Raw genomic sequence first — 23,797 nt, 5'->3', positions numbered from 1 at the left:
ACTGCCAGGCATCAAATAGAAACGAAAGGCTCAGTCGAAAGACTGGGCCTTTTGTTTTATCTATTGTTTGTCGGTGAAATGCTCTCCGGCCAGTTCAGGAAAGCTTGAGATCTAACTGATAACCATCGAATACGAAGAAGCCCGGTCGAAAGATCGGGCTTTTTTACGTCTCCAGGATGGTAAAACGGCTATTACCGACCTACTTTAGCCTATTAGAAAGGGTATTAAGCTTCCGGCCCGTTGGCTCTGATTACGCCATCTCGCCAATCGTTTTACGAAAACGCATCAGTGCAATGGTAAAGAACGCCGCTCCGATCGCCAGCAGCGTCAAAAACTGCGGCCAGGCGATAGTAAAATCGGCACCGCGATAGAGAATTGCCTGCGCCAGACTCACAAAGTGGGTCGTTGGCATGGTCTGCATAATATCCTGTACTACCTGCGGCATACTCTCGCGCGGTGTTGAGCCGCCAGAAAGCATTTGCAACGGCAGCAAGACCAGAATCATCAGCAGCCCCAGCTGCGGCATCGAACGGGCCACCGTCCCCATAAAAATACCAATAGACGTTGTTGCAAACAGGCTCAACGCCACACCGAGCATAAACAGCGGGATCGATCCTTCAATCGGCACCTGCAAAATTCCCTGCACCATCAATATCAGCGATAACCCGGAAACAACCAGCACCACCAGCCCCATCGACCACACTTTGGCGAGCATGATCTCAAACGGCGTCACCGGCATCACCAGCAGGTGTTCCACCGTACCGTGTTCACGCTCGCGGATAAGAGCTGAGCCAGTCAGTACAATCGCCAGCATGGTGATATTGTTGATGATGGCCATCACAGCGCCAAACCGCGCCTGCTCAAGATTAGGGTTAAAGCGCATACGCACCGCCAGTTCTACCGGCAGCGTGCTGTTATCCCGGTAGCGAGCGACGAAGTTGTTTACTTCTCCGGTGACAATATTCTGAATATAGCCGTTGCCGGTAAATGCCTGGCTCATACGGGTCGCATCAACGTTAACCTGCAAATCCGGTTGCCTACCAGCCAATACATCCCGTTGAAAATTTGGCGGAATATTGATGGCAAACGTGTAGCGTCCGGCATCCAGCCCTGCGTCCATTTCATCGGCAGTAATGAGCTCAGGTTCCAGAAACCATGGCCGATAAAAGCCGTTGATGATCCGCGATGAAAGCTGGGATTTATCCATATCCGCAATGGCGATGGGTGCCAGATGCAGCGAGCCTGGCATCACCGTGGCGGACGAGTAAACCGACACGGTAAAGGCGAAAACAATTAGCGCCAGCATAGCTTTATCACCCAACAGGCTGCGCAGCTCCTTCACGCCGAGATTATAAATATTGCGTAATCCGCGCATCATCCCTCCTGTTTTTTCAGCAGCCAGACGGAAAGGCCTAGCACCAGTGGTACGGCGATGAGCAGTGGGATAAACGATGCCCACAAATCGCCAAGCCCCAGCGCTTTGGAAAATGTCCCACGTGCGATGGTCAGGAAATGGCTGGTTGGGTAAATTTGGCCAATCCACCGTCCTGGCCCTTCAAGGGATGCAACCGGGTCGATCATGCCGGAGAACTGAGTCGCTGGAATTAGCGTGATGATTGCCGTACCGAATATCGCCGCAATCTGGCTCTTCATAAAGGTGGAGATCAGCAGCCCCAGCCCGGTCGCGATAGTGACGTACAGCAGCGCCGCCAGCGTCAGCGTCAGGAAACTCCCCTTATGCTGGACGCCGAAAACAAACACCGATAGCGCGCACAGTAGCAGGAAGTTAAACATCCCCAGCACGATGTACGGTATCTGCTTGCCGAGTAAAAACTCGCTGCGGGTCGTTGGTGTCACATACAGGTTGATGATGGATCCCAGCTCTTTTTCCCTCACCACGCTCAGTGCACTGAGCATCGCCGGGATCATCATTAGCAGCAGTGGAATCACCGCGGGAACGATTGCCGGCAGGCTCTTCACGTCAGGGTTATAACGATAGCGTGTCTCAATAGAGATAAGCGAACCGTCGCCGCTGGTGTTCGCCTGCAGTCCTGCCATCTCCTGCAGCCAGGCTAGATGCATAGCCTGTACATACCCACGTACCGTTTCGGCCCGGTTTGGCATCGCACCATCTACCCACACGCCAATCTCGACAGGGGTGCCGCGAGCAATATCGCGACCAAAGTTTGGTGGGATCTCAATAGCGACAGCCAATTCACCGTCGCGCATTCGCCGGTCGAGTTCGTCATAGCTGGCCAGCGGTGAGCGTTCGATAAAGTAGCGCGACCCGGCAATATTCTGCGTCCAGCGCTGGCTGCTCACCGTTTGATCCCGGTCGAGCACCGCGAAGCGTAGATCTTCTACGTCCATACTGATCCCGTAACCCATGATGAACATCAGGATCACCGTCCCAAGGAGGGCCAGCGTCGATCGTACCGGATCGCGCCGTAGTTCCAGCGCCTCGCGACGGCTATAGCTAAACAGGCGTCGCAGGCTAAAAGCCTGTCGCGGTGGCTCCGGTGAGGCTTCAGTGTTGACTGGCGCATCGGACATTTGCGCGGCGGGAGCCGGGTCGGCAGCCTCTTTCAGCCAGGCAATAAATGCCTCTTCGAGGTTGGCGGCGCCGCGCTGCTTGACCAGCGCAGCCGGGGTATCGCTGGCCAGCACTTTGCCCGCATGCATCAGCGACATGCGGTCGCAGCGTTCCGCTTCATTCATAAAGTGGGTGGAGATAAAGATGGTCACTTTATCCTGACGGGCCAAATCGACCATTAGCTGCCAGAACATATCGCGGGCCACCGGGTCGACGCCGGAAGTCGGTTCATCGAGGATCAGCATTTCCGGGCGATGGATCACCGCCACCGCCAGCGACAGACGTTGGCGAATACCGAGCGGCAGCGCGCTGGGCAGTGCATCCTCCACATCGCGCAGCATAAAGCGCTCGGTCATCTCGGCAACGCGCCCGGGGATCTCGGCGTCCGGGATATGGAATAACCGTGCGTGCAGCTCCAGGTTCTGCCGTACGCTCAGTTCACTGTAGAGCGAAAATGCCTGCGACATATAGCCCACCCGGCGGCGGGTCTCGATATCTTTTGGATCCACCGGCTGACCAAATAGCCAGGCTTCCCCTTCGCTGGCAGGCAACAGCCCGGTCAGCATCTTCATGGTGGTGGATTTCCCGCAACCGTTGGAGCCAAGGAAGCCAAAGATCTCACCGCGGGCGATACGGAAGTTAACGTGATCGACGGCAACAAAATCGCCGAAACGCATGGTCAGGCCGCGCGCCTCGATGGCGATCTCTTCCTCGCGGGTATCACGCGGTGGGATGATCACCTGCTGGTGCGCATTGCGCTGTGCCTCTGGCAGCAGGGCGATAAACGCTTGTTCCAGCGTCTGCGTGGCGGTTTGCGTACGGAGCGTTTCGGCGCTGCCGGTGGCCAGCACTTCCCCTGCGTTCATCGCCACCAGCCAGTCGAAGCGCTCGGCCTCTTCCATGTAAGCAGTGGCTACCAGCACGCTCATCTCCGGCTGGCGTTCACGAATGCTGTCGATAAGCTCCCAGAACTGTGCCCGCGAAAGGGGATCGACACCCGTCGTGGGTTCATCAAGGATTAATAGCTCTGGATCATGGATGAGTGCACAACACAGCCCCAGCTTTTGCTTCATCCCACCGGAGAGTTTCCCCGCTGGACGGTCGCGGAATGGGGCCAGCCCGGTACTTTGCAGCAGCGCATCGATGCGGCTTTCGCGCACGTTTTTATCATGGCCAAACAGACGAGCAAAAAAGTCGACGTTTTCATAGACCGATAGCGTGTGATAAAGATTCTTGCCCAGTCCCTGCGGCATCCAGGCGATTTTCGGACACACATCGCGACGGTGGCGGGCATCGCGCATATCGCCACCGAGCACCATGACGTTACCCTGCTCAATGGCACGTGCCCCGGCAATCAACGACAGCAGGCTGGATTTACCTACGCCGTCCGGGCCAATCAGCCCCACCATACAGCGGGCGGGCAGGGTGAGCGTGATATCGCGTAGCGCGGTGGTGGCGCCAAAATGCTGACTGACGTTTTCCAGCCGGGCGACCGCAGGGTAAATATCCTGTTTCATTGCGGCAGCCTCACCGCCAGCTCGGCAGGCCACGGCAGGTTGCTATCCAGCCGCACATAGGCCATTCCCGGCAGGCCGGTTTTCACGTACTCAAGATGTTTTTCCAGTAGCTCAGGTGGGATGCGTGCCTTCACGCGGAACATCAGTTTTAGCCGCTCATCGCTGGTTTCCACGGTTTTTGGCGTGAATTGGGCAACGCTGGCGACAAAGCTGATATTGGCGGGGATAACGAGATCGGGGGCTGCGTCGAGTACGATGTGCACTTCACTGCCGATGGCCAACAGGCCCGCCTGTTCGGTCGGCAAGAAGAAGGTCATGTAAACATCGGCGAGATCGACCATATTCAGCACCCGGCCGGCGGCGGCCAACACTTCACCCGGCTCGGCAACGCGATATTGAATACGCCCATCGCGCGGGGCTTTCAGCGTACTGTCGTCAATATCGGCCATGATGCGGCGTTCGGTGGCCTGAGCGGCTTCGACGCGGGTTTGTGCCTGGATAATACTGGTGCGAGCGGCTTCAATCGCCGCTTTGGCGGCGGAAACCTGTGCGCGAGCAGATTCGAGCGCGGCACGTCCACTTTCTGCTGCGGCACGGTCATCGTCTAGCTGCTGAGCGGATACCGCGCCGCGCTGCGACAGCGTGCTGGAGCGGGCATGGCGTTTTGAGGTGGAGTCCAGCTCCGCCTGGCGCTGTTTTACTACCGATTCGCTGGCGCGCATTTCGCTTTGCCGCTGATCGAGCAGCGCGCGGGCAGCGGCCACGGCGCTTTGTGCCTCTTTAATTTGCGCAGCGGCTTCCAGACGCTGTTCGTTGAGTACTCGAGTATCCATTTGCGCCAGTACTTCGCCCTGGCGAACAAACTGACCCTCTTTGACCAGAATGTTGTCGATACGCCCGGCGGTTTTGGTGGCGATATCCACCTCGGTGGCTTCAATTCTGCCGTTACTGCTGGCGAACCCGTCCGGTAATCCTGGTGGACGTAGCGCCCACCATGCTACGGCGGCAATCACCACCGCGACACCCACGAGATACCAGGCCCAATGCCGTTTGATTTTGTCCATACGCTACCCGCTCTGTTCCCTGTTGCTGAGTGGCGCGCGTTTCGTGATGAAAATGGGGAAGGATGCTGTGAAGAGTGCTACTCATGTGGTCATCATCAGCAATCCTGGCCGTAAATGAAACACGCATAAATATAGCTATCGTCAATGTCATACTAACACCGACATGACTTATGTCCATACTTGTAACAGGGTCTTGCAGAGGCATTAACACGAAATATCAAAAGGCGGTGTGGGCATTCGTCGGGAAATGCCCACGATTCCTTCAGAACAGTACCGGCAGACCCAGCCCACGTTTGACGGCATGCAGCGTCTGCTGCGTGACCTCATGGGCGCGCGCGCTGCCCTGGCGCAGCAGCTCCATCAGTTGTCCTTTGTCCTGAATTACGCTGGCGCGGCGCTCGCGGATAGGGGCCAGTAGCTCCTGCAAACAGGCTTCGAGCTCATTTTTACACTGCCTGTCACCAAGGCCGCCGTGTTGATAGTGGGCTTTCATCTCAGCGACCAAGGCTTTATCGGGGTGGAACGCATCCAGATAGGTGAAGACCATGTTGCCCTCAATTTGTCCCGGATCGGCCACCCGTAGGTGGTTGGGGTCGGTATACATGGCGCTTACCGCCTGGTGGATCTCGGTTGGGCTTGCGGAAAGGGTCAGCGTATTGCCTAACGATTTCGACATTTTTGCCCCGCCGTCAATTCCCGGCAAACGACTGACATCGCTCAGCAGCGCTTTGCAGTGGCGCAGCACCGGCGTGGTCGTCAGGCTATTCATCTTGTGCACGATCTCGTTGGTTTGCTCAATCATCGGCAGCTGGTCGTCACCCACTGGCACAAAGTCTGCGTTGAAGGCGGTAATGTCAGCAGCCTGGCTTATCGGATAGGCCATAAAGCCGACCGGCAGCGCGCGGGAAAATCCCTTCTGCGCTATCTCATTTTTGACCGTAGGGTTACGCTCAACGCGAGCGACGGTGACGATATTCATATACAGCGCGGTCAGTTCAGCCAGCGCGGGAAGGGCAGACTGCAGGCAAAGGGTGGTGCGCTGCGGGTCGATGCCGACGGCCAGATAATCGGCCATCACTTCGAGGATATTGTGGCTGATTTTCTGCGGATTGCTGCCGTTATCGGTCAGCCCCTGGAGGTCCGCAATCAGGATAAACTGTTGGTGTTCATGCTGAAGCTGGACGCGCTGGCGCAGAGATCCAACGTAGTGGCCGAGATGCAGCTGCCCGGTAGGGCGGTCGCCGGTCAGGATAGTATGGCTCGTGTTCATCAATGACTCCTCATCATGCATTGAGCCGAAAGACGCCACTGAGAAACAACAAAGCCGCCTTTCGGCGGCTTCTGGAAAATAGGTAATGTAACCCGTGCCGCCTGTTATGCAGGCAGCCACCAACGGTTTGAGCGAAGGAGGGGCACATTTGTGTTCATCTTTTTATCGTGCCACCAAAGCGGGGGGTTGTCTACTCTTAGACCCTGCGATTTCGTGAAGTGAAGGGAGACCGCATGTTGCAACGGCAGAAAATAAATAATGAGAAAAAAATGGACCCTAATTGTTATATTTAATGTCTTTCGTGAAAGCGTATTTATCATCTAAAAATATAAACCCACGGCATTTTACCGCCCCAAGGATGACTTCTTTAATGATAATGGATTAGATTATTCAAATGCAGTAGGAATAATAAAGTATCATTTTTAGTAGTTATAATATTAATTGATGAGTATTCTTGTCTGCTTACGATTGGCTCCGTAGCCTTGATATTTTTTATTGATTGAATCGCTCGATATTTACGAAACAATACCAACGCGTTGCTTTACATGATTTTATTTGTTTCTAGAATGACTATTGACGCCATAATCATTTAAACCAACCTACCTTCAGCATGAAAAAAACATTATTAGTGACTGCGCTATTTTGTGCCCTGCTGACTACGGGCGTTGCGGCGATATTTATTATTCATGGCGCTGGGTCTGAAGACTCGGCAGTGTGTCGCCTGGAATTATCCCGCAAAGCCTTATTAAGAGTTAAAGACGACTATTTACGAGGTCGATTTCCCCACTGGTATCGCGAAAAAAGTACCCTCGGTACCCTGACACCTGAGTTGGTTTTTGGCGAAGTGACCATTGAAGAAGACGAATATCGCGTGCCGTTCGTCGCCAAAGGACCCGCCACCACCCTTGCCCGTATCGGCTTTGTCGACTGCGTTTCGATGGATGTGGAGTACATTGCCGGAAAGTAGGGCCATTGTGCATTCCATGCGGTTTACCGATTGCGTTCCTTGATACTTATCATGGTAAGTATTATCGTACTTGTACGAAATAATCGGAGATCAGTCATGACTGAAGATGAACTGTTTGCCCGCCGCCCAATGGGTATGCGTATGGCGATGGTTGTACGCCAATGGCGATCTATCATCGATCATGCGATTACCGATACTGGCCTGACCCAGTCCAGCTGGACGGTGCTGATGCAGCTTCATCAGTTGGGCGATAACGTGTCGGTGAGCGAGCTGGCGGAGATGCAGGGGATTGAACTGCCGCCGCTGATGCGCACGCTCACGCTGCTGGAGCAGCAGGGCTATCTGCTGCGCACGGTCTCGCCGTATGACAAACGTATTCGCCTGCTTACGCTCACCGACAAAGGTCGGTCCGTGCTCCAGACGCTGAATCAGGTGATTGAAGCGTTCCAGACCCGGGTATCACACGATATCCCCGCCGAAGACATCGCGAAGTTTAGCGACACCCTGAATCACATTGCCTGCAATCTGCGGATTATCCGCGAAGAGAATAACAAAACCGAATAACACCATGATGACGCCAGAACAAAAATTTGCCCGCTGGGTAAGGGTCAGTATTGTCTCTTTCCTGCTGATGTTTGCCTATTTTATCGTCGCTGATATCTGGATCCCGCTCACGCCGGACTCCACGGTAATGCGCGTGGTCACACCGATCTCCTCACGCGTGTCGGGCTACGTATCGCAGGTTTATGTACACAACAACAGCACGGTGAAAAAGGGCGATCTGCTGTATGAGCTCGATCCGACGCCGTTCCAGAATAAAGTCGACGCCGCGACGCTGGCGTTGGCGCAGGCCAAACTGAGCAACCAGCAGCTCGATGCGCAAATTTCTGCCGCCGAAGCGAACCTTAAAACCGCGCAGCTGACCGCACGTAACGACCGAGTGACCTTTGATCGCTACCAGCGTTTAAGCAGCATGCAGAATGTCTCCCAGTCGGATCTTGATAAAGTACGAACCACCTGGCAGACCAGTGAACAGTCGGTTACGGCGCTGCACGCCACGATCCATAATCTGCAAATTCAGCGCGGTGAGCGTGACGATAATCGCAACGTGACGCTGAAGCAGTATCAGACCACATTGCAGGAAGCGCAGTTGAATCTGGGCTGGACGAAGATTCGTGCCGAAGCCGATGGTACCGTCAGCAACCTGCAGCTAAGCCCAGGGCTGTACGCCGCGGCGGGCAGTGCGGTAATGGCGGTGGTGAATCAGAAAACCGATATCGTCGCCGATTTCCGCGAGAAGAGCCTGCGCCATACCAAACAGGGGACCGATGCGGCTGTGGTCTTTGACGCGTTTCCTGGTAAAGTTTTCCCGGCAAAAGTCACCAGCAGCGATGCCGGTATTCTTGCCGGGCAGGAAGCGGTAAACGGCGAGCTGTCCCAGCCTGAGCAGTCGACCCGCTGGGTGCGCGACGCGCAGCGTATGCGCATCCACGTTGCCCTCGATGAACCGCTGGAGAAAACGCTGCCGACCGGTGCGCGTGCCACGGTGCAGCTCTACAATAGCGAAGGCGCTTTTGCGCGCTTCTTCTCCGGGCTGCAAATCCACCTGATTAGCTGGCTGCACTATGTCTATTAACACCCTCGCGCAGGTCTTTACCCCTCACGGAAACATCGTCTATACGGCGAATGATTTCCGTCAGACCATGCGCATTTCTATTGCCGGGACGATTGCGCTGAGCATTTCGACCTTTTACGACACCCATTACGGTGTTTTCTTTGTGGTGTATCCACTGTTGTTGATGTCGCTGGTGCCGGTGTTTAACCGCCACGTTGCCAAACAGTTCATCTTCAGTGCGTCGTTAAACTGCCTCGAGATGGTGCTGATCATCGGCTATCTCAGCCAATGGCCGGTGATCATGACGGCGGTGGTATTCGCGCTGTATGTGATACGTTTTCGTTTTATGAGTAAAGGGCCGTTGTTTTTATTCGGCTCAATGGGCGTGGTGTGCCAAAGCGTGATGCTCAATTTTATGAGCTATCCCACCGCCAACTGGCATACGCTGCTTTTTTCCAACATCGAGGCGAGCGTGATGGCGGTGGCCCTGAGCGCACTGCTGCATTACCTCATCCCAGATGTGGAGCCGCGTAAGCCGCCGCCGCTGATTGAGAAAGACGCCGCCCGCGTGCGTCATGAATCGCTGCTCTCCGGTACCGTGGCGACGATCATCTTCGTCGTTTTCCAGATAAGCGATCTGAGCGACTCGCTCTCGGCGCTGATGGCCGGGATCCTGATCCTCTTCCCGATGCACTATCGCGGCGCGGTGATTAGCTCGATCTGGCGTGTAGCCGGTGTGGTGCTGGCCTGTCTGTATATTCTGGTGGTGCAGCTGATCCTCTACGATCACAGCAGCCACATGCTACTGATGATGCCGCTGATTGGTCTCGGTCTGGCCTTTAGCGCCCGGCTGCACGTGATGGAAAAAGTCGGCGCGGGCGTGGGCTTCGCCAGTATCACCACCATCGGCATTATGTTCGGCCAGAATCTCCAGCCGGATGGTGACCTGGTGTTCAGCGATCTGTATCGCGCGACGTCGGTTACGGTGTCGCTGTTGGCGACCCTGACAATGGTCTTTATCCTCCATCGCCTGCTTAACTGTTTTGCCCCAACGCGATTTATTGTGAAGTAGCTCACTTCAGAACGCTGATGCTTCTCCCTCATCTGTGCTTACAATAGCCGCTCGCCGTAGTGGCCTGAGGGAGAAGACGATGTGGAAGACGCGCGCGCTGGAACTCAATAACCAGGAGTTCTGGAACTGGGACAAAGCCTGTGAGCTGGTGCAATGGGCTGTTCGCCATGATTTTAATACCGTGGTCGTCGGCCAGGTCGATCTGTTCGACAAGCTGGTTTCCCCCAAAGGCTACACTCCGCTTCAGTACAACGATCGCCTCTCCAGCCAGCAGCGCGCCCGCTGCGTCTACCTCAACCGGCTGGCCGGTTACTGCCAGAAAAATGGGCTGAAGTTCTATCTGCAGGCGAAAGAATTGAGCTTCCCGGCTGACCTGCTGGCGGCGCATCCGCAACTGATTGATAAAGACGGCAGCATTCGCTTTGACGTTGAATTCTGGTGCCAGTATCTGGCGGATAAACTCACCCTGTTGTGCCAACAAATTCCGGCGATAAGTGGGCTGCTGGTGGCGCTCTCCAACACCGACGGCCTGCTGCCGATCTCCCGCCCTAACTGGGAGCTCACCGGGCAAGACGATCCTTCTCCGCATATCGATCCCCGTAGCCTGTCGCGCTACAGCCGCTGCTTTAGCGCGATGGCGCGTGCGGTGATGCGGGAAAACAAACACCTCGTTCTGCGTGCCTTTCCGGCAGGCAACCACGATATCAGCAATGTCATGGAGGCCATCCGCACCTTGCCTTCCTGCGTGTCGGTGTCGATCAAACTGACGCCGGAACGTTTCTGGCCGACATTTCCCAATAACCCGGCGCTGGTGGATGTGGAAGACAGAGACGTGTGGGTTGAGCTGGATCTGGTAGGGGAAGAGGTGGGCTGGGGCGTGCTGCCGTTTCCGCGCATTGATGAATTGCAGGGACGTTTGCTGTGGTGCCGGGGCAATGCCGCCATTACCGGTGCCGTGTGCAAAACCAGCTGGGAAGGGGTCGACAATCACTGGGTGATGGGGACGCTTAGCGAATGTAATCTCGTGGCCTGTAGTCAGATCCTGGCGCGGGAAAATGAGCACCTGACTCACGTGGCGCTGCTCACCCACTGGCTGGATGAGAGCTACGGCTGGCGCCCTGATGAGGCGACGTTTGACGAATTTCAGCAACTGTTGGCGCAGGCCGGACAGGTTTTGTATCAGGCCATCTATGTGCGCGACCATGTTTTTCATCGCCACAGCCAGGTGCCGGAAAGCTATGGTCAGGCGGTCTGGAGCCTCTACGGGCAGCTTAACCGCAACCACTGGCTGCCGGGCTCCGAGCGGGATATCTTTTTCAGCGCCAGCGACGTGGGTATCTCCGGGCGTAACTTGTCACTGATTGCGGAAGAGAAAGACCGCGCCTATCAGGCGGCGGTGGCTCTGCGCGAACAGGCGTTGGCCTTTGCTGACCGCGCAGCTTTTCCTTTCTCGCTACATCGCCGCTGGCTGGAAGAGTGGCAGGGTTTCGACCTCTACTGCCTGCTTTTCCGCCATGCGCAAAAAGCCTTCTTTACCCTCCATTTTGCCCGGCTGGTGGAAAACAGCTGGAGCATGCGGGAGATTTGTCAGGTGAATCTCCAGGAGCTGTACCGCTGTGCTTCCGAAATGGACAGCTTCTGCTCCCAACACGCAGACGCCTCGCCGGGGCTGCATGTACTGTTCGACCCCACTCGCGTACGTATGCTGGCGGACAGCCTGAGCCATGAGCTAACTCTGCTAAAAGGCTAAAGCGTGATGCTCATCACTATTAGCTACCGCACGTAGACCGGGAAACGTGAGTTTTCCCGGCTATCGCGGCAACCGTAGATTTTAAGAGGTGAGGTCCATCACATTTTATCTTCACCTCCGACGCAGAGTGTGAATGACCAGTCAGTTCCACAAAACCATCCAGTCTGGCGCATAGCCTGTCTCTCGGCCTTTCTTCCACAATGTCGCCCATTCACAACGCGGTAATTGAGGATATTGATATGAGGCTGGTAGCGGGTGAGGCGCTGACGCGTTTTACGGTTTCGGCACCGCACAATGAGCGGTTTGCCGAGTTTTTTACGGGGGAAGCGGTAAACGAGGCGATGGATTATCACTTCGCCAACGGTAAAAGCCCGACGCAGGACTCCTTTTGTCGACGCATTTTCCGCCGTGATGTAGCCCAGCGCGAAGTCTTACCGGAACGCGCCTTACCGGCGGCATCGGTAACATACACTGGGGCCAGCGATACCGTGACCTTTTCCGGCGTTCAACCCGTTGCCACCCATAGTCAACGTTGGCTGCGAGTGACGCTATGCGCTGAGAATGCCGGCCACTACCCGTTTCAAATCGCCACCTGCGGCGGCGTCCGTATCTGGTGCAACGGAATATCGGCTGCCTGTTTCACCCCGTTTACCCGTAATTCGCTGCAAACGACGTCCGTCGAACTTGCCCTTCAGCCCGGTGATAACGCGCTGCTTATACATCTCGATGAGCTGTTCGAGCGTGACACCATTTTTGCTTTCCGCATGACTTATCTTGCGGGAGAGCCGCTGGAAGTTACGCTGCCGGAAGTGAATCACGCCGACGCGAAGACGCTGCGGGCGTTTATGGATTCACTGCCGTCGACCGCCGCCACACGCCATCCAACGACCCATCTTCCGTGTCTTGCCGATATCAGCCTGACGCTGCGTGGCGCGGTTTACAGCCTCGGCAATGACTGTATCGCCACCTGCCCGCTGGATTTTGGCTCGCTGAACACGGGCAAAAATGGCCTGACGCTCTTACTTCCTGACGCGATCGGTATCGGCCACTATCGGCTGGAACTCACCGCCTCACTGGGCGATGTGGTCATGAGCCGCAGTCTGAGCCTCACCGTTTTAAGCGAGGAGCCGCTTCCCGGCGGTGAAGGCGTGCTGGAAACCCGCAAGCGCGAAGCGCTCGGCTATATCGCCAGACACGGTGTGCCGCGCACTGGCCGCCTGCTGGCAATGCTGCACGTGGGTGACAATGGCCTGCAGGCGCAGGAACTGCTGATTAGCACGCTGCAACGCATCAGCGCGCGGCAGGATTGCTCGGATTTCTCCATGGTGCCGCTGCTGTGGATATGGCGTGATTTTCACGGTGAACACTTCCCAGCGGTACTGTGGAAACGGGTGCGTTCCGCCATCGTCGGCTATCGCTACTGGTATGACGAACTGGGCAACGACGTGATGTGGTTCTGGAGTGAAAATCACGCGCTGTGCTTCCACGTTGCCCAATATCTGGCCGGGAAAATGTTCCCGGATGAGCTGTTTACCGCCTCTGGCCGCCGTGGTCAGGAACAGCAAACCATTGCGACTCAGCGTCTGCACACCTGGTTTGACGCCGTAGAGCTGCAGGGATTTGTTGAGTGGAACTCAGCGCCCTATTACCCGGTGGACTATATCGGCCTGTTTGCGCTATATCAGTTGGCCGACGATGCCGCGCTGCGCCAGCGCGCCCGTCGGTTGATCGACCGCCTGATGCAGACCAGCGCGCTGCATTATCAGTCCGGCATTGCGGCAGGCACCATGGGACGGGTGTATGAAAAAGAGCTGTTCGCCAGCCCGCTGACTGAGCTTTCCGCTTTTGGTCACGTGGCGTGGGGCGGCGGGCACGTTAACCGCAAATGTGCCTCGCTGCCGTTCTTCTGCCTGAGCGACTACGCGCCGCCGGTGGAGACGGCGCACTATGCCCGCTTGCGCCACGGAGCGCTGAGCGCGCATTACCAGTGCGGCGGCGGCAATATCGTGGCGTGGAAACAGCCGGCGGTCAGCCTTTCAAGCTGCGTTGATCACCACAGCGGCGAACGCGGGCATCAGCAGCATCTGGTCGATGTGCAGTTTGCCACTCGCCCCGATGCGCGCCTGTGGGTAAACCATCCCGGTGATGTGCAGCCAGGCAGCGAAGCGAGGCCTTCTTTTTGGGCTGGCAACGGCGTACTGCCGCGCGTGATGCAAGTGAACAACCGCGCGCTGATGCTGTGGCGATTGCCTGAAGGCGAGCGCCTGAACTGGACTCATCTCCACCTTGCTGCGGAAGCCTTTGATGAGGTGCGCCCGCTGGCGCAGGGCTACGCGGTACGCGCGGGCAGTGCATTTGCGGCGATCCTCTGTTCGCAGCCGTTAACTGTTAACGGTGATGAGGTGCGTGCCGAAGGCCGCTACGTCGCATGGTGGCTGGAAGTGGCAGAGGGCGATGAACAGGCGTTTCGCACCTTCTGTCAGCGTAGTGATGCGCTTCGCATTGCGGTGCAGGGCGATAATGCTCGGGTCTGTGATGACAGCCGCACCGTGATGCAGTTGAGCTGGCAAGGCGAATGTATGAACGATGGCGTGGATGCCGTTTTCCCTACGCTTACCGGCAATGAACTTCAGATCGCTTTTTCAGGAGAAGCACAATGAGCAACGCCGCGTTAAATACCCTGCTGGAGCAGGTGGTGCAGGGATTCTGCCGTCTGAAAAACATGGGTGAAGTGGGTGGTGGCGAAGGATTTGCGATCCACTTTGAGGAGTGGGAATGGGAAGTGGGCGTCGGTCTGTACGGTTTCTGGCAGTATGCGCGCCAGCAGGACGATGATGAACTACAACAATCGATCCTTGCCTGGTACGAAGGCCAACTGGCGAAAGGGCTGCCGGAGATCCAGATCAACACCACGGCTCCGATGATCACGCTGGCGCTGCTGGCTGGGCATACCGGGCGGCAGGATCTGCTGGCGGTCGTCAACACCTGGGCCGACGATCTGCTGCGCACGTTGCCAAAAACCGAAGAGGGCGGCTTCCAGCACGTGGTCAAAGAGCAGCCCAACACCGGCCACCTGTGGGACGACACGTTGTTTATGACTTGCCTGTTTCTCGGCACGGCAGGCGTCGTGTTGCAGCGCAAAGATCTGATCGACGAAGCGTCGTACCAGTTCCTGTTGCATACCCGCTACCTGTGCGAACCGGCGAGCGGCCTGTGGTATCACGGCTGGACGTTTGTCGATAAACACCATTTTTCCAAAGCCTTCTGGGGACGCGGCAACGCCTGGATTACCGTGGCGATCCCGGAATTTATCGCCCTGCTGGGCGATAGTCTTGATGCCAGCGTGCAGCGCTATCTGTCGGCGGTGGTGGCGCGTCAGGTGAATACGCTTTGCGACGTGCAGGCCGACAATGGCATGTGGCATACGCTGCTTGACGATCCGCTGTCGCCGCAGGAGTCTTCCGCCACCGCCGGCATCGCCTACGGCATGCTGCGCGGCGTGCGCATGGGGATCCTTGATGAGAAAGTGGCCGATCATGCGCTGCGGGCCTGGCACGCGCTGCGCGACAGGATCGACGAGCGCGGGATCGTACTGGAAGCATCAAAAGGGACGATGGTTGGCCCGGATCTCCAGTATTACTGCGATATCGCGATGGCACCCGTACCTTACGCGCAGGCGCTGATGATGCTGCTGCTGCTGGAGCTTCAGCAGGAGAGATGGCAGTAATGAAAACGGCGACGCTGCGTTTATGCGATTAGATCTCGGGTGTAAACCCGGGATGACTCGCCCCATGGGTGATAGCCCAGACCATTGAAAACAAAGCCTGCTTTCTCGTAAAACCCTTCGATATCGGTGCACAGATGCAGCTGGTCAAATCCCAGTTCGCGGGTATGCTGGGCGATATGGTCAATCAGCCGCCGGGCCAATCCCTGCTGGCGATAATCGGGGTCGATATAGAGCGCACACAGCCACGGGTAGAGCTCTCCGCGGCTGATGAAATCGTTCGTAATCAACCCCGCGCAGCCGATAATTCGCTCGCCGTCCTGCAGCCAGTACCATTGCGGCAGCGGATTTTTCGCTCCTGGCGTGTGGCGCAGCGCGTCGTCGTAAACCATCATCGACTCTTCCGATGCCCATTGCTGCTGGAAGTAGGCGATCACCGTCGCCATCTGCTGCGGGTGTTCGCGCAGTGAATAAATCACAGTGTGTTGAGTCATAAAATTTTCTTCACATCCATCTCTTCCTGAATGCGTTCGCTCCACGCTAAATGGGTGCGAATCGCCTCCTCAATCCCGGCGTTATAAAAGGCTGGGCCGAGTTTTTCGATAACGAAATCGACAAAAAATTCGGCGTCGAACTGTTCCAGTTCCAGCTCAAAATGTTCCGAGCAGTAGTCGGAAAGCTGGTCGCGCAGCCGTTCGCGCTCGGCGGGGGTGAGGGTGATTTCCGTGGTCATAAGGACTCCTGTCAACAAGGTAAACGGTAGGCCTGATAAGGCGTATTCGCATGCGTCTATGTGCCCGGTTCTGGCGCACATTGTAGATTGAGATACCCGGGGCGACCACTGGTTGGGGGTCCCTCTGGGAACCCAATCCCGGCGTTTCCCCTAATTTATGGGCTTAAGGGATGACGTTGCCCGTTTTTTAATATCGAGATACCCGGGGCGACCACCGGGTTGGGTGTCCCTCCGGGAACCCAATCCCGGTGTTTCCCCTAATTCATTGAGTTAGGAGAAACGCGTTGCCCGTTTTTTAATATTGAGATACCCGGGGTAACCACCGGGTTGGGTGTCCCTCCGGGAACCCAATCCTGGCGTTTCTACTAATTCATTGGCTTAGGAGAATGAGTTATCCCGCCTGACAGCTATCAATATCACAAAGTCGACTTTGTCACCCGGCGGAATATTTCTATATTCGGGTTTCTGACCATTTAAAGGGGCGCAATCATGACTGCTGTGAAGACTGCTGATACCGATTTTCCTTTATTAAATTTACGCCGCGTGGCGGGCAATATCGGCGCGGAGATCCGCGATATTCGCCTTTCTGCTGACCTGGACGCCGGGACGTTTGCTCAGGTGGAGGCGGCGCTGGTCAAATACAAAGTGCTGTTCTTCTGCCAGCAGGGCCATCTCACCGATGCCGATCACCAGGCCTTCGGCGCGCGGTTTGGCAAGATTGTGCCTCACCCGACGGTACCTTCGCCCGAAGGCACCAAACTGTTTGAACTCGACGCCTCGAAAGGCGGTGGCCGCGCTGACTCTTGGCATACCGACGTCACCTTCGTTGACGCCTTTCCGAAAATTTCTATTCTGCGCGGTGTCACCATTCCGGAATACGGCGGCGACACCGTGTGGGCCAACACCGCCCGCGCCTATGAACAGCTGCCGGAGACCTTAAAGCGTTTCGTCGACACCCTGCGCGCGGTGCACAGCAATGACTATGACTACGGCGCCGAACGCACGGTGGTGGAAACGCACCGCCTGGCGCACCATCAGAAAGTGTTCGTCTCCGCGCTATGGGAAGCCGAGCACCCGGTGGTGCACGTCCATCCGGTTAGCGGCGAGCGTGCGCTGCTGCTGGGGCACTTTGTGAAGCGGCTGGTGGGCTTTAGCTCGCGCGAGTCTGCGCAGCTTTTCGAGCTGCTGCAAAACCGTATTATCCGCCTCGATAACACCGTGCGCTGGCAGTGGCAGCAGGACGACGTGGTGATTTGGGACAACCGCAGCACCCAGCATTACGCGGTCAACGACTACGGCACCCAGCCGCGCGTCGTGCGCCGGGTGACGGTGGAAGGGGAGATTGCGGTTGGGGTGGATGGCAGTAAAAGCCGCACGGTTTCACGGCCGCAGGATGCGGCGAATAGCGCTGAATCAGCAATAAGCGCCGTATCTTAATACTTGAGAAGGGCGGTGGACTTCTCTCACTCCATCGCCACCTTTACCGCCTCCCCCAGTTGTACCATCACTTCGCGGTGTTTCTCGATCGGCGGCAGCGCGCAGTTGATCCGCAGGCAGTTGCGGTATTTCCCTGAGGCAGAAAACAGCGATCCCGGTGCCACCTGGATCTTCATCTGGCACAGCTGTTTTGCCACGCACACCATATCGACTTGTTCCGGCAGCTCGACCCACAGCATATAGCCGCCTAGCGGGCGTGTAACGCAGATCCCGCAGGGGAAAAATTCGCGCAGCCAGCAGGTGTAGATCTCCATATTACGCTGGTAGATCTGCCGCATCCGGCGGACGTGGCGGTGATAGTGGCCTTCACGAATAAAGTTGGAGGCGGCCAGCTGCGTCGAGGGGACGTTGGTGCCGTTGGCGGCGTATTTCATCTGTAGCAACTTGTCGTAGTAGCGGCCAGGGGCTATCCAGCCGATGCGCAGGCCGGGGGCGATGGTTTTGGTAAATGAGCTGCAGAGCATCACCCGGCCGTCGATATCCCACGAGTGGATGGTGCGCGGGCGCGGGTATTCGGTTGCCAGCTCACCGTAGATATCATCTTCAAAAATAACGATATCGTAGCGTTGGGCGAGATTCAGCACCGCGCGCTTGCGGGCGTCAGGCATGATAAAGCCCTGCGGGTTGTTGCAGTTGGGGACGAGGATCACCCCTTTGATCGGCCACTGATCTAACGCCATCTCCAACGCTTCGACGCTGATCCCGGTATTGGGATCCGTGGGGATCTCAATTGCTTTCAGCCCCAGCCCGCGCAGCAGCTGCATGGTGCCGTAGTAGGTAGGGGATTCGACCGCGATGATGTCGCCGGGCTGGCATACCGATAGAAGCGCCAGAGACAGCGCGCTGTGGCAGCCGCTGGTGATAATCAGATCGTCGGCGTTGACTACCGATCCACCGTCGAGCATCAGGCGGGCGATCTGTTCGCGAAGTTCGCGGCGGCCGGCAAGCTCGTCGTAGCTCAGCACGTCGACGATATTGTGCTGTATTACGCGGCTCATTTCGCGCCACAGCGGCTTCAGGCTCGGCTGGGTCACATCCGGTGAGCCGCCGCCGAAGGGAATAATCGACTTATCGTTACGGGCGTCCAGCATGTTCAGCACCTGATCCCATTGGGTGATTTCCACTGGGCGCTGTACCGGGCGCGACATTGGCGGCACCGGTGGCTGGGCTTTCTGCGGCGCAACAAAGTAGCCGGATCGCGGCTGCGGGGTGATCAGCTGGCGCTGTTCTAGCGTTTGATACGCTTGCTGCACAGTACTGATACTGACGCCGTGTTCCTGGCTCAGGCTGCGTACGGAGGGAAGTTTTTCGCCGTGGCGATACAGCCCTTGTTCAATACGTTCGGCCAACAGATTGGCCAGATGTTGGTAACGCGTCATTGCTGTATCCTCAGTTATCGCCATACAGATTAAAAAACCAGTACAGTCAGGCGACAAAAACCGCACGCAGATACCGTTTTAGCGAATCTGTATGTTAAATAAAAGTGTTTTTTGAATCTGTATTGTTCGACGGGAAATACGTGAAGATAAAGCCTCTGACAAGGTGAGGAGGTGGAGTATGGAATTTCACGAGAACCGGGCAAGACAGCCGTTTATCGGCTTTATATTGGTGTGGCGCTTTATCAAAAAACAGGTCGTTTTGTGGCAAACGCGGCGCGTTTTGCAGGGAATGAGCGACGAACAGCTGAAAGATGTCGGGCTGCGTAGAGACGATGTGTATTAAAGAGAGATAGGGCGGCTGCTTTTCTTGTCGCCCTATTTGCATTATGCCATCACGGCGTGCCATAAAACCCAGCCGCCGAAGGCCAGCAGAATACCGCCCGCCAGGCGTTCAATTCTCCAGATCAGATGGCCAAGACGACGCTGTACCTGCGGCAGAGCAATCAGTGTGACCAGCAGCAGATCCCACAACAGCACCACGGTGGTCATCCAAATCCCGCAAGCCGCCTGCTGAGTCAGCGTTACATTCGGCCCGAGCAGTGCGGTCATCAGCGCCAGATAAAACAGCGCGTTTTTGGGATTCAGCAGCGATGAACCCAGCCCCAACAGCAGCTGTTTGCCTAACGAAGGACATGCAGAACGCACGGAGTGCCATGGCGTTTCCCTCGCGCGACTGCGCAGGAGATGGCTGCCAATCCACAGTAGATAAACGGCCCCCAACAGTTCGACGGCGCTAAACAACAGCGGCATCTGCCGCAGCAGATCCGAGCCAACCACCACCAGCAAAATATACAGGCCGTTGCCCGCCGCAATCCCAAGGCATAAGCCGATGCTGCCGCGCAGACGATAGCGAATGGCATAACCGACCAGTAAAAAGAAGTCCGGTCCGGGGCTCAGCAGTGCTAAAAAATGCGCCACTGCCAGCGCGGGAAACGCCGGGGGAAGTAATTCTGTAACCCATTCCATAATGACCTCAGCAAAGCAACTGAGGCCAGCTTATGCGGCGGGCGGGGCTATTTATTGTCGGATATTGATCGCCCTTTCGCGTACTGGCGCGGCGTGGCGGCGGTGTAGTTGACGAAGGTTTTGTGGAAATGGCTCTGATCGGCAAAGCCGCTTTGATAGCCAACGTCGGCAATTTCGTCCCCGGCGCGCAGCCGCGCTTTGGCGTATTCCACCCGCGAGATGTTGAGAAAACTGCCCGGCGTCAGACCGGTATCACGTTTAAAGGTGCGGATTAATGTCTCTTTGCGCAGAGAAAACTGCTCAGCAAGTTCGTCAAGCGTCGGCGGGGAGGCGAGGTCCGAAAGCAACGCCTGCTGCAGCCGTTGGCTGGTGGTGAGCAGAGGCTGTGGCGTTTTCGCACCAGCCGGAAGCGCGGTCAGCAGCGCGTTAAGCCGTGCGCGGGACATCTTGTTGACGACGGCGAGATAGAGGCCAAATAGCGCATCGTCGCGGAGAACCTGTTGGCCGAGCGAGAGCGGGGTATCGATATACAGCATGTGATAGCTGCGTGGCTGCCCCTGCATCGGGTTACAGCTGTGCGGTGCGTTGGCCGGGATCACGATGAGATCGCCGGGCGCCAGCAGATATTCCTGACCATCGCAGACGCAGCGGGTGTTCCCTTCGAGAATGGCGCCGATCGACAGCTGCGCGTGGCTGTGGCGTTTGTACGCCTGAGTGCTCTGCCAGGTGCTGCGCAGCTCAAGCCCAGGCGTGCGGGTGAAGGTCTGTTGAATCTCGCGCGGTGTGGTCATGGGCTCGTCCTGATAGGTTTATTTTTTTATACCACATTCAGGCGACAACGACGGGATGGCGAAATAAAAAGTGAAGTTGATATGATTCGCTTTAGATCACATTTAGTTATTTATTGTATCAATAATTCATATCACAACTCACAGTTCACGTTGAAACTATTCGCATGAAATACATTAAATCAATGTGATTGCTAATATCAATTCGCTAATCATACACCTGCAAGAGGATACAATGAAAAATAGAAATCGTATGATCGTGAACGGTATTGTGGCTTCCCTGATCTGTTGTTCCAGCCTGTCTGCGCTGGCGGCGAGCTCGCCAACCGAGGTTAAGATTGTTCGCGATGAATACGGCATGCCGCATATATACGCCGATGATACCTATCGACTGTTTTACGGTTATGGCTACGTGGTGGCGCAGGATCGCCTGTTCCAGATGGAAATGGCGCGCCGCAGCACACAGGGGACCGTCTCCGAAGTGCTGGGCAAAACGTTCGTCAGCTTTGATAAGGATATTCGCCAGAACTATTGGCCGGATTCCATCCGTGCGCAGCTAGCCGCGCTCTCCGCCGAGGATAAATCCATTCTGCAGGGCTATGCCGATGGCATGAATGCGTGGATCGATAAAGTGAACGCCAGCCCCGATAAGCTGTTGCCCCAGCAGTTTTCCACCTTTGGTTTTAAGCCAAAGCACTGGGAGCCGTTTGATGTGGCGATGATTTTTGTCGGCACCATGGCCAACCGTTTCTCTGACAGCACCAGCGAAATTGATAACCTGGCGCTGCTGACGGCGTTAAAAGATAAATACGGTAAGCAGCAGGGCATGGCGGTCTTTAACCAGCTGAAATGGCTGGTGAACCCTTCCGCACCCACCACCATTGCGGCGCAGGAAAGCACCTATCCGCTGAAGTTTGATCTGCAAAACACGCAAACGGCGGCGCTGCTGCCGCGCTACGACCAGCCGGCACCGATGCTCGACCGGCCGGCAAAAGGGGCCGATGGCGCGCTGCTGGCGCTGACCGCCGGGCAGAACCGGGAAACCATCGCCGCGCAGTTTGCGCAAAGCGGCGCTAACGGGTTGGCTGGCTATCCGACCACCAGCAATATGTGGGTGATTGGCAAAAACAAAGCCCAGGATGCGAAGGCCATTATGGTCAATGGGCCGCAGTTTGGCTGGTATGCGCCGGCGTACACCTACGGTATCGGCCTGCACGGCGCAGGCTATGACGTCACCGGCAATACGCCATTTGCCTATCCGGGCCTCGTTTTTGGTCACAACGGCACCATTTCATGGGGATCGACCGCCGGTTTCGGCGATGATGTCGACATCTTCGCTGAAAAACTCTCAGCAGATAAACCGGGTTATTACCAGCATAACGGCGAGTGGGTGAAGATGCTGAGCCGCAAGGAGACCATCGCGGTTAAAGACGGCGAGCCGGAGAGCTTTACCATCTGGCGCACGCTGCACGGCAACGTCATCAAAACCGATACCGCGACGCAGACGGCCTATGCCAAAGCGCGCGCCTGGGACGGCAAAGAGGTAGCGTCCATGCTGGCGTGGACGCATCAGATGAAGGCCAAAAACTGGCAGGAGTGGACACAACAGGCGGCGAAACAGGCGCTGACCATCAACTGGTACTACGCCGATGTGAATGGCAATATCGGCTATGTGCATACCGGCGCTTATCCGGATCGTCAGCCAGGTCATGACCCGCGTCTGCCGGTTCCCGGTACCGGGAAATGGGACTGGAAAGGGTTGCTGTCGTTTGATTTGAACCCGAAAGTGTATAACCCGCAGTCGGGTTATATCGCCAACTGGAACAACTCGCCGCAAAAAGACTATCCGGCCTCTGATCTGTTCGCGTTCCTGTGGGGCGGGGCGGATCGCGTGACCGAGATCGATGCGATCCTCGATAAACAGCCGCGCTTTACCGCCGATCAGGCGTGGGATGTGATCCGCCAGACCAGCCGTCGGGATCTCAACCTGCGCCTGTTTTTACCGGCGCTGAAGCAAGCCACCGCAAGCCTGGCGGAAAACGATCCGCGCCGCCAGCTGGTGGATAAACTGGCGCTCTGGGACGGTGAAAATCTTGTCAACGATGACGGAAAAACCTATCAGCAACCGGGATCGGCGATTCTGAATGCCTGGCTGACCAGCATGCTCAAGCGCACGGTGGTGGCCGCAGTTCCCGCGCCGTTTGGCAAGTGGTACAGCGCCAGTGGCTATGAAACCACGCAGGACGGGCCAACCGGCTCGCTGAACATCAGCGTCGGGGCAAAAATCCTCTACGAAGCTCTGCAGGGCGATAAGTCGCCAATCCCGCAGGCGGTCGATCTGTTTGGCGGAAAACCGCAGCAGGAAGTGGTACTGGCGGCGCTGGACGATGCCTGGCAGACGTTGTCAAAACGCTACGGTAACGACGTCACTGGCTGGAAAACCCCGGCCATGGCGCTCACTTTCCGGGCCAACAACTTCTTCGGTGTGCCGCAGGCGGCAGCAAAAGAGGCGCGTCATCAGGCTGAGTACCAGAACCGCGGCACGGAAAACGACATGATTGTCTTTTCGCCGACGTCGGGCAACCGCCCGGTACTTGCCTGGGATGTGGTCGCACCGGGGCAAAGTGGCTTTATCGCCCCGGACGGCAAGGCCGATAAACACTATGACGATCAGCTGAAAATGTACGAGAGCTTTGGCCGTAAATCGTTGTGGTTAACGCCTCAGGAAGTTGACGAGCATAAAGCGTCTCAGGAAGTGCTGCAGGTACAGCGCTAACGTTCCGGCCTCCCCTGGCTTGATTT

The 23,797-nt window shown here is 56.6% G+C and carries 19 protein-coding genes; 10 read left to right on the top strand and 9 right to left on the bottom strand.

Annotated elements, in window-relative coordinates; genetic code table 11:
• Nucleotides 1–250: 250 nt before the first annotated feature.
• The 4 genes from KP80_RS08685 to trpS all read right to left on the bottom strand — a co-directional run bounded on the left by KP80_RS08685 (nt 251) and on the right by trpS (nt 6,444).
• Nucleotides 251–1,375, bottom strand: a complete 1,125-nt coding sequence (locus KP80_RS08685) for an ABC transporter permease (protein WP_052283235.1) — start codon at nt 1,373–1,375, stop codon at nt 251–253.
• Nucleotides 1,375–4,110 carry a ribosome-associated ATPase/putative transporter RbbA gene (rbbA, locus tag KP80_RS08680; protein WP_052283234.1) on the bottom strand — a complete coding sequence of 912 codons (2,736 nt, stop codon included), beginning with the start codon at nt 4,108–4,110 and terminating at the stop codon, nt 1,375–1,377. Before rbbA ends, KP80_RS08685 begins: the two co-directional genes overlap by 1 nt.
• The gene (locus KP80_RS08675; protein ID WP_052283233.1) at nt 4,107–5,174 is read right to left on the bottom strand and encodes an HlyD family secretion protein; all 1,068 of its coding nucleotides are present in this window, start codon (nt 5,172–5,174) and stop codon (nt 4,107–4,109) included. The genes rbbA and KP80_RS08675 overlap by 4 nt, the downstream gene beginning before the upstream one ends.
• A gap of 262 nt (nt 5,175–5,436) precedes the next feature.
• Entirely contained in the window at nt 5,437–6,444 is a 1,008-nt protein-coding gene (gene trpS, locus KP80_RS08670) for a tryptophan--tRNA ligase (protein WP_052283232.1), read from the bottom strand.
• A 628-nt stretch (nt 6,445–7,072) separates the two neighbouring features.
• Between trpS and KP80_RS23080 the strand changes: the two genes are divergently transcribed.
• The 7 genes from KP80_RS23080 to KP80_RS08635 all read left to right on the top strand — a co-directional run bounded on the left by KP80_RS23080 (nt 7,073) and on the right by KP80_RS08635 (nt 15,575).
• Nucleotides 7,073–7,411, top strand: a complete 339-nt coding sequence (locus tag KP80_RS23080) for a YebF family protein (RefSeq protein ID WP_197276144.1) — start codon at nt 7,073–7,075, stop codon at nt 7,409–7,411.
• Nucleotides 7,412–7,507: 96 nt separating this feature from the next.
• On the top strand, nt 7,508–7,975 hold the full coding sequence (locus tag KP80_RS08660; protein ID WP_052283230.1) for a MarR family winged helix-turn-helix transcriptional regulator: 468 nt from the start codon (nt 7,508–7,510) through the stop codon (nt 7,973–7,975).
• A gap of 4 nt (nt 7,976–7,979) precedes the next feature.
• A complete protein-coding gene (locus KP80_RS08655; protein WP_052283229.1) occupies nt 7,980–9,047 on the top strand; it encodes an HlyD family secretion protein in 1,068 nt (355 codons plus the stop codon).
• Nucleotides 9,037–10,098: a DUF2955 domain-containing protein gene (locus KP80_RS08650; RefSeq protein ID WP_052283228.1), complete on the top strand. Its 1,062-nt coding sequence runs from the start codon at nt 9,037–9,039 to the stop codon at nt 10,096–10,098. Before KP80_RS08655 ends, KP80_RS08650 begins: the two co-directional genes overlap by 11 nt.
• 79 nt (nt 10,099–10,177) lie before the next feature.
• On the top strand, nt 10,178–11,848 hold the full coding sequence (locus KP80_RS08645) for a hypothetical protein (RefSeq protein ID WP_052283227.1): 1,671 nt from the start codon (nt 10,178–10,180) through the stop codon (nt 11,846–11,848).
• A 239-nt stretch (nt 11,849–12,087) separates the two neighbouring features.
• Nucleotides 12,088–14,508 (top strand): hypothetical protein, encoded by a 2,421-nt coding sequence (locus tag KP80_RS08640; RefSeq protein ID WP_052283244.1) that lies wholly within the window; start codon nt 12,088–12,090, stop codon nt 14,506–14,508.
• Complete coding sequence (locus KP80_RS08635) at nt 14,505–15,575, top strand: glycoside hydrolase family 88/105 protein (RefSeq protein ID WP_052283226.1); 1,071 nt, start codon at nt 14,505–14,507, stop codon at nt 15,573–15,575. Before KP80_RS08640 ends, KP80_RS08635 begins: the two co-directional genes overlap by 4 nt.
• A gap of 20 nt (nt 15,576–15,595) precedes the next feature.
• Here the strand turns inward: KP80_RS08635 and KP80_RS08630 are convergent, their stop codons facing one another.
• Complete coding sequence (locus tag KP80_RS08630; protein ID WP_052283225.1) at nt 15,596–16,066, bottom strand: GNAT family N-acetyltransferase; 471 nt, start codon at nt 16,064–16,066, stop codon at nt 15,596–15,598.
• Nucleotides 16,063–16,305: a DUF2164 domain-containing protein gene (locus KP80_RS08625; protein WP_052283224.1), complete on the bottom strand. Its 243-nt coding sequence runs from the start codon at nt 16,303–16,305 to the stop codon at nt 16,063–16,065. The genes KP80_RS08630 and KP80_RS08625 overlap by 4 nt, the downstream gene beginning before the upstream one ends.
• A 489-nt stretch (nt 16,306–16,794) precedes the next feature.
• Here KP80_RS08625 and KP80_RS08620 point away from each other — a divergent pair, with 489 nt between their 5' ends.
• Nucleotides 16,795–17,742, top strand: a complete 948-nt coding sequence (locus tag KP80_RS08620; RefSeq protein ID WP_052283223.1) for a TauD/TfdA dioxygenase family protein — start codon at nt 16,795–16,797, stop codon at nt 17,740–17,742.
• Nucleotides 17,743–17,768: 26 nt separating this feature from the next.
• Here KP80_RS08620 and KP80_RS08615 read toward each other — a convergent pair whose 3' ends face one another.
• Nucleotides 17,769–19,181 (bottom strand): PLP-dependent aminotransferase family protein, encoded by a 1,413-nt coding sequence (locus tag KP80_RS08615; protein ID WP_052283222.1) that lies wholly within the window; start codon nt 19,179–19,181, stop codon nt 17,769–17,771.
• 178 nt (nt 19,182–19,359) lie between these two features.
• Here KP80_RS08615 and KP80_RS22360 point away from each other — a divergent pair, with 178 nt between their 5' ends.
• Nucleotides 19,360–19,524 carry a DUF1127 domain-containing protein gene (locus KP80_RS22360; protein ID WP_072129077.1) on the top strand — a complete coding sequence of 55 codons (165 nt, stop codon included), beginning with the start codon at nt 19,360–19,362 and terminating at the stop codon, nt 19,522–19,524.
• A 41-nt stretch (nt 19,525–19,565) separates the two neighbouring features.
• On the opposite strand, the gene KP80_RS08610 is transcribed toward KP80_RS22360, so the two are convergent.
• Both KP80_RS08610 and KP80_RS08605 read right to left on the bottom strand, forming a co-directional pair.
• A complete protein-coding gene (locus KP80_RS08610) occupies nt 19,566–20,207 on the bottom strand; it encodes a LysE family translocator (RefSeq protein WP_052283221.1) in 642 nt (213 codons plus the stop codon).
• A gap of 47 nt (nt 20,208–20,254) precedes the next feature.
• Entirely contained in the window at nt 20,255–20,998 is a 744-nt protein-coding gene (locus tag KP80_RS08605; RefSeq protein ID WP_052283220.1) for a helix-turn-helix transcriptional regulator, read from the bottom strand.
• Nucleotides 20,999–21,230: 232 nt separating this feature from the next.
• Here KP80_RS08605 and KP80_RS08600 point away from each other — a divergent pair, with 232 nt between their 5' ends.
• Nucleotides 21,231–23,771, top strand: coding sequence for a penicillin G acylase (locus KP80_RS08600; protein ID WP_052283219.1), 2,541 nt, complete (start codon nt 21,231–21,233; stop codon nt 23,769–23,771).
• The last annotated feature ends 26 nt before the right edge of the window (nt 23,772–23,797 follow it).

It is taken from the genome of Kluyvera genomosp. 1, assembly GCF_001266615.1.
GTDB classification, from domain to species: domain Bacteria; phylum Pseudomonadota; class Gammaproteobacteria; order Enterobacterales; family Enterobacteriaceae; genus Kluyvera; species Kluyvera cryocrescens_A.
Note: the sequence above shows the minus strand (reverse complement) of the source record. Positions and strands in the feature narration are given on the sequence as shown.

Bases quoted from the DNA above. Each gene is read 5' to 3' on its own strand.
- KP80_RS08685 (WP_052283235.1), bottom strand. From the start codon at position 1,375: ATGCGCGGATTACGCAATATTTATAATCTCGGCGTGAAGGAGCTGCGC.
- rbbA (WP_052283234.1), bottom strand. From the start codon at position 4,110: ATGAAACAGGATATTTACCCTGCGGTCGCCCGGCTGGAAAACGTCAGT.
- KP80_RS08675 (WP_052283233.1), bottom strand. From the start codon at position 5,174: ATGGACAAAATCAAACGGCATTGGGCCTGGTATCTCGTGGGTGTCGCG.
- trpS (WP_052283232.1), bottom strand. From the start codon at position 6,444: ATGAACACGAGCCATACTATCCTGACCGGCGACCGCCCTACCGGGCAG.
- KP80_RS08660 (WP_052283230.1), top strand. From the start codon at position 7,508: ATGACTGAAGATGAACTGTTTGCCCGCCGCCCAATGGGTATGCGTATG.
- KP80_RS08655 (WP_052283229.1), top strand. From the start codon at position 7,980: ATGATGACGCCAGAACAAAAATTTGCCCGCTGGGTAAGGGTCAGTATT.
- KP80_RS08650 (WP_052283228.1), top strand. From the start codon at position 9,037: ATGTCTATTAACACCCTCGCGCAGGTCTTTACCCCTCACGGAAACATC.
- KP80_RS08645 (WP_052283227.1), top strand. From the start codon at position 10,178: ATGTGGAAGACGCGCGCGCTGGAACTCAATAACCAGGAGTTCTGGAAC.
- KP80_RS08640 (WP_052283244.1), top strand. From the start codon at position 12,088: ATGAGGCTGGTAGCGGGTGAGGCGCTGACGCGTTTTACGGTTTCGGCA.
- KP80_RS08635 (WP_052283226.1), top strand. From the start codon at position 14,505: ATGAGCAACGCCGCGTTAAATACCCTGCTGGAGCAGGTGGTGCAGGGA.
- KP80_RS08630 (WP_052283225.1), bottom strand. From the start codon at position 16,066: ATGACTCAACACACTGTGATTTATTCACTGCGCGAACACCCGCAGCAG.
- KP80_RS08625 (WP_052283224.1), bottom strand. From the start codon at position 16,305: ATGACCACGGAAATCACCCTCACCCCCGCCGAGCGCGAACGGCTGCGC.
- KP80_RS08620 (WP_052283223.1), top strand. From the start codon at position 16,795: ATGACTGCTGTGAAGACTGCTGATACCGATTTTCCTTTATTAAATTTA.
- KP80_RS08615 (WP_052283222.1), bottom strand. From the start codon at position 19,181: ATGACGCGTTACCAACATCTGGCCAATCTGTTGGCCGAACGTATTGAA.
- KP80_RS22360 (WP_072129077.1), top strand. From the start codon at position 19,360: ATGGAATTTCACGAGAACCGGGCAAGACAGCCGTTTATCGGCTTTATA.
- KP80_RS08610 (WP_052283221.1), bottom strand. From the start codon at position 20,207: ATGGAATGGGTTACAGAATTACTTCCCCCGGCGTTTCCCGCGCTGGCA.
- KP80_RS08605 (WP_052283220.1), bottom strand. From the start codon at position 20,998: ATGACCACACCGCGCGAGATTCAACAGACCTTCACCCGCACGCCTGGG.
- KP80_RS08600 (WP_052283219.1), top strand. From the start codon at position 21,231: ATGAAAAATAGAAATCGTATGATCGTGAACGGTATTGTGGCTTCCCTG.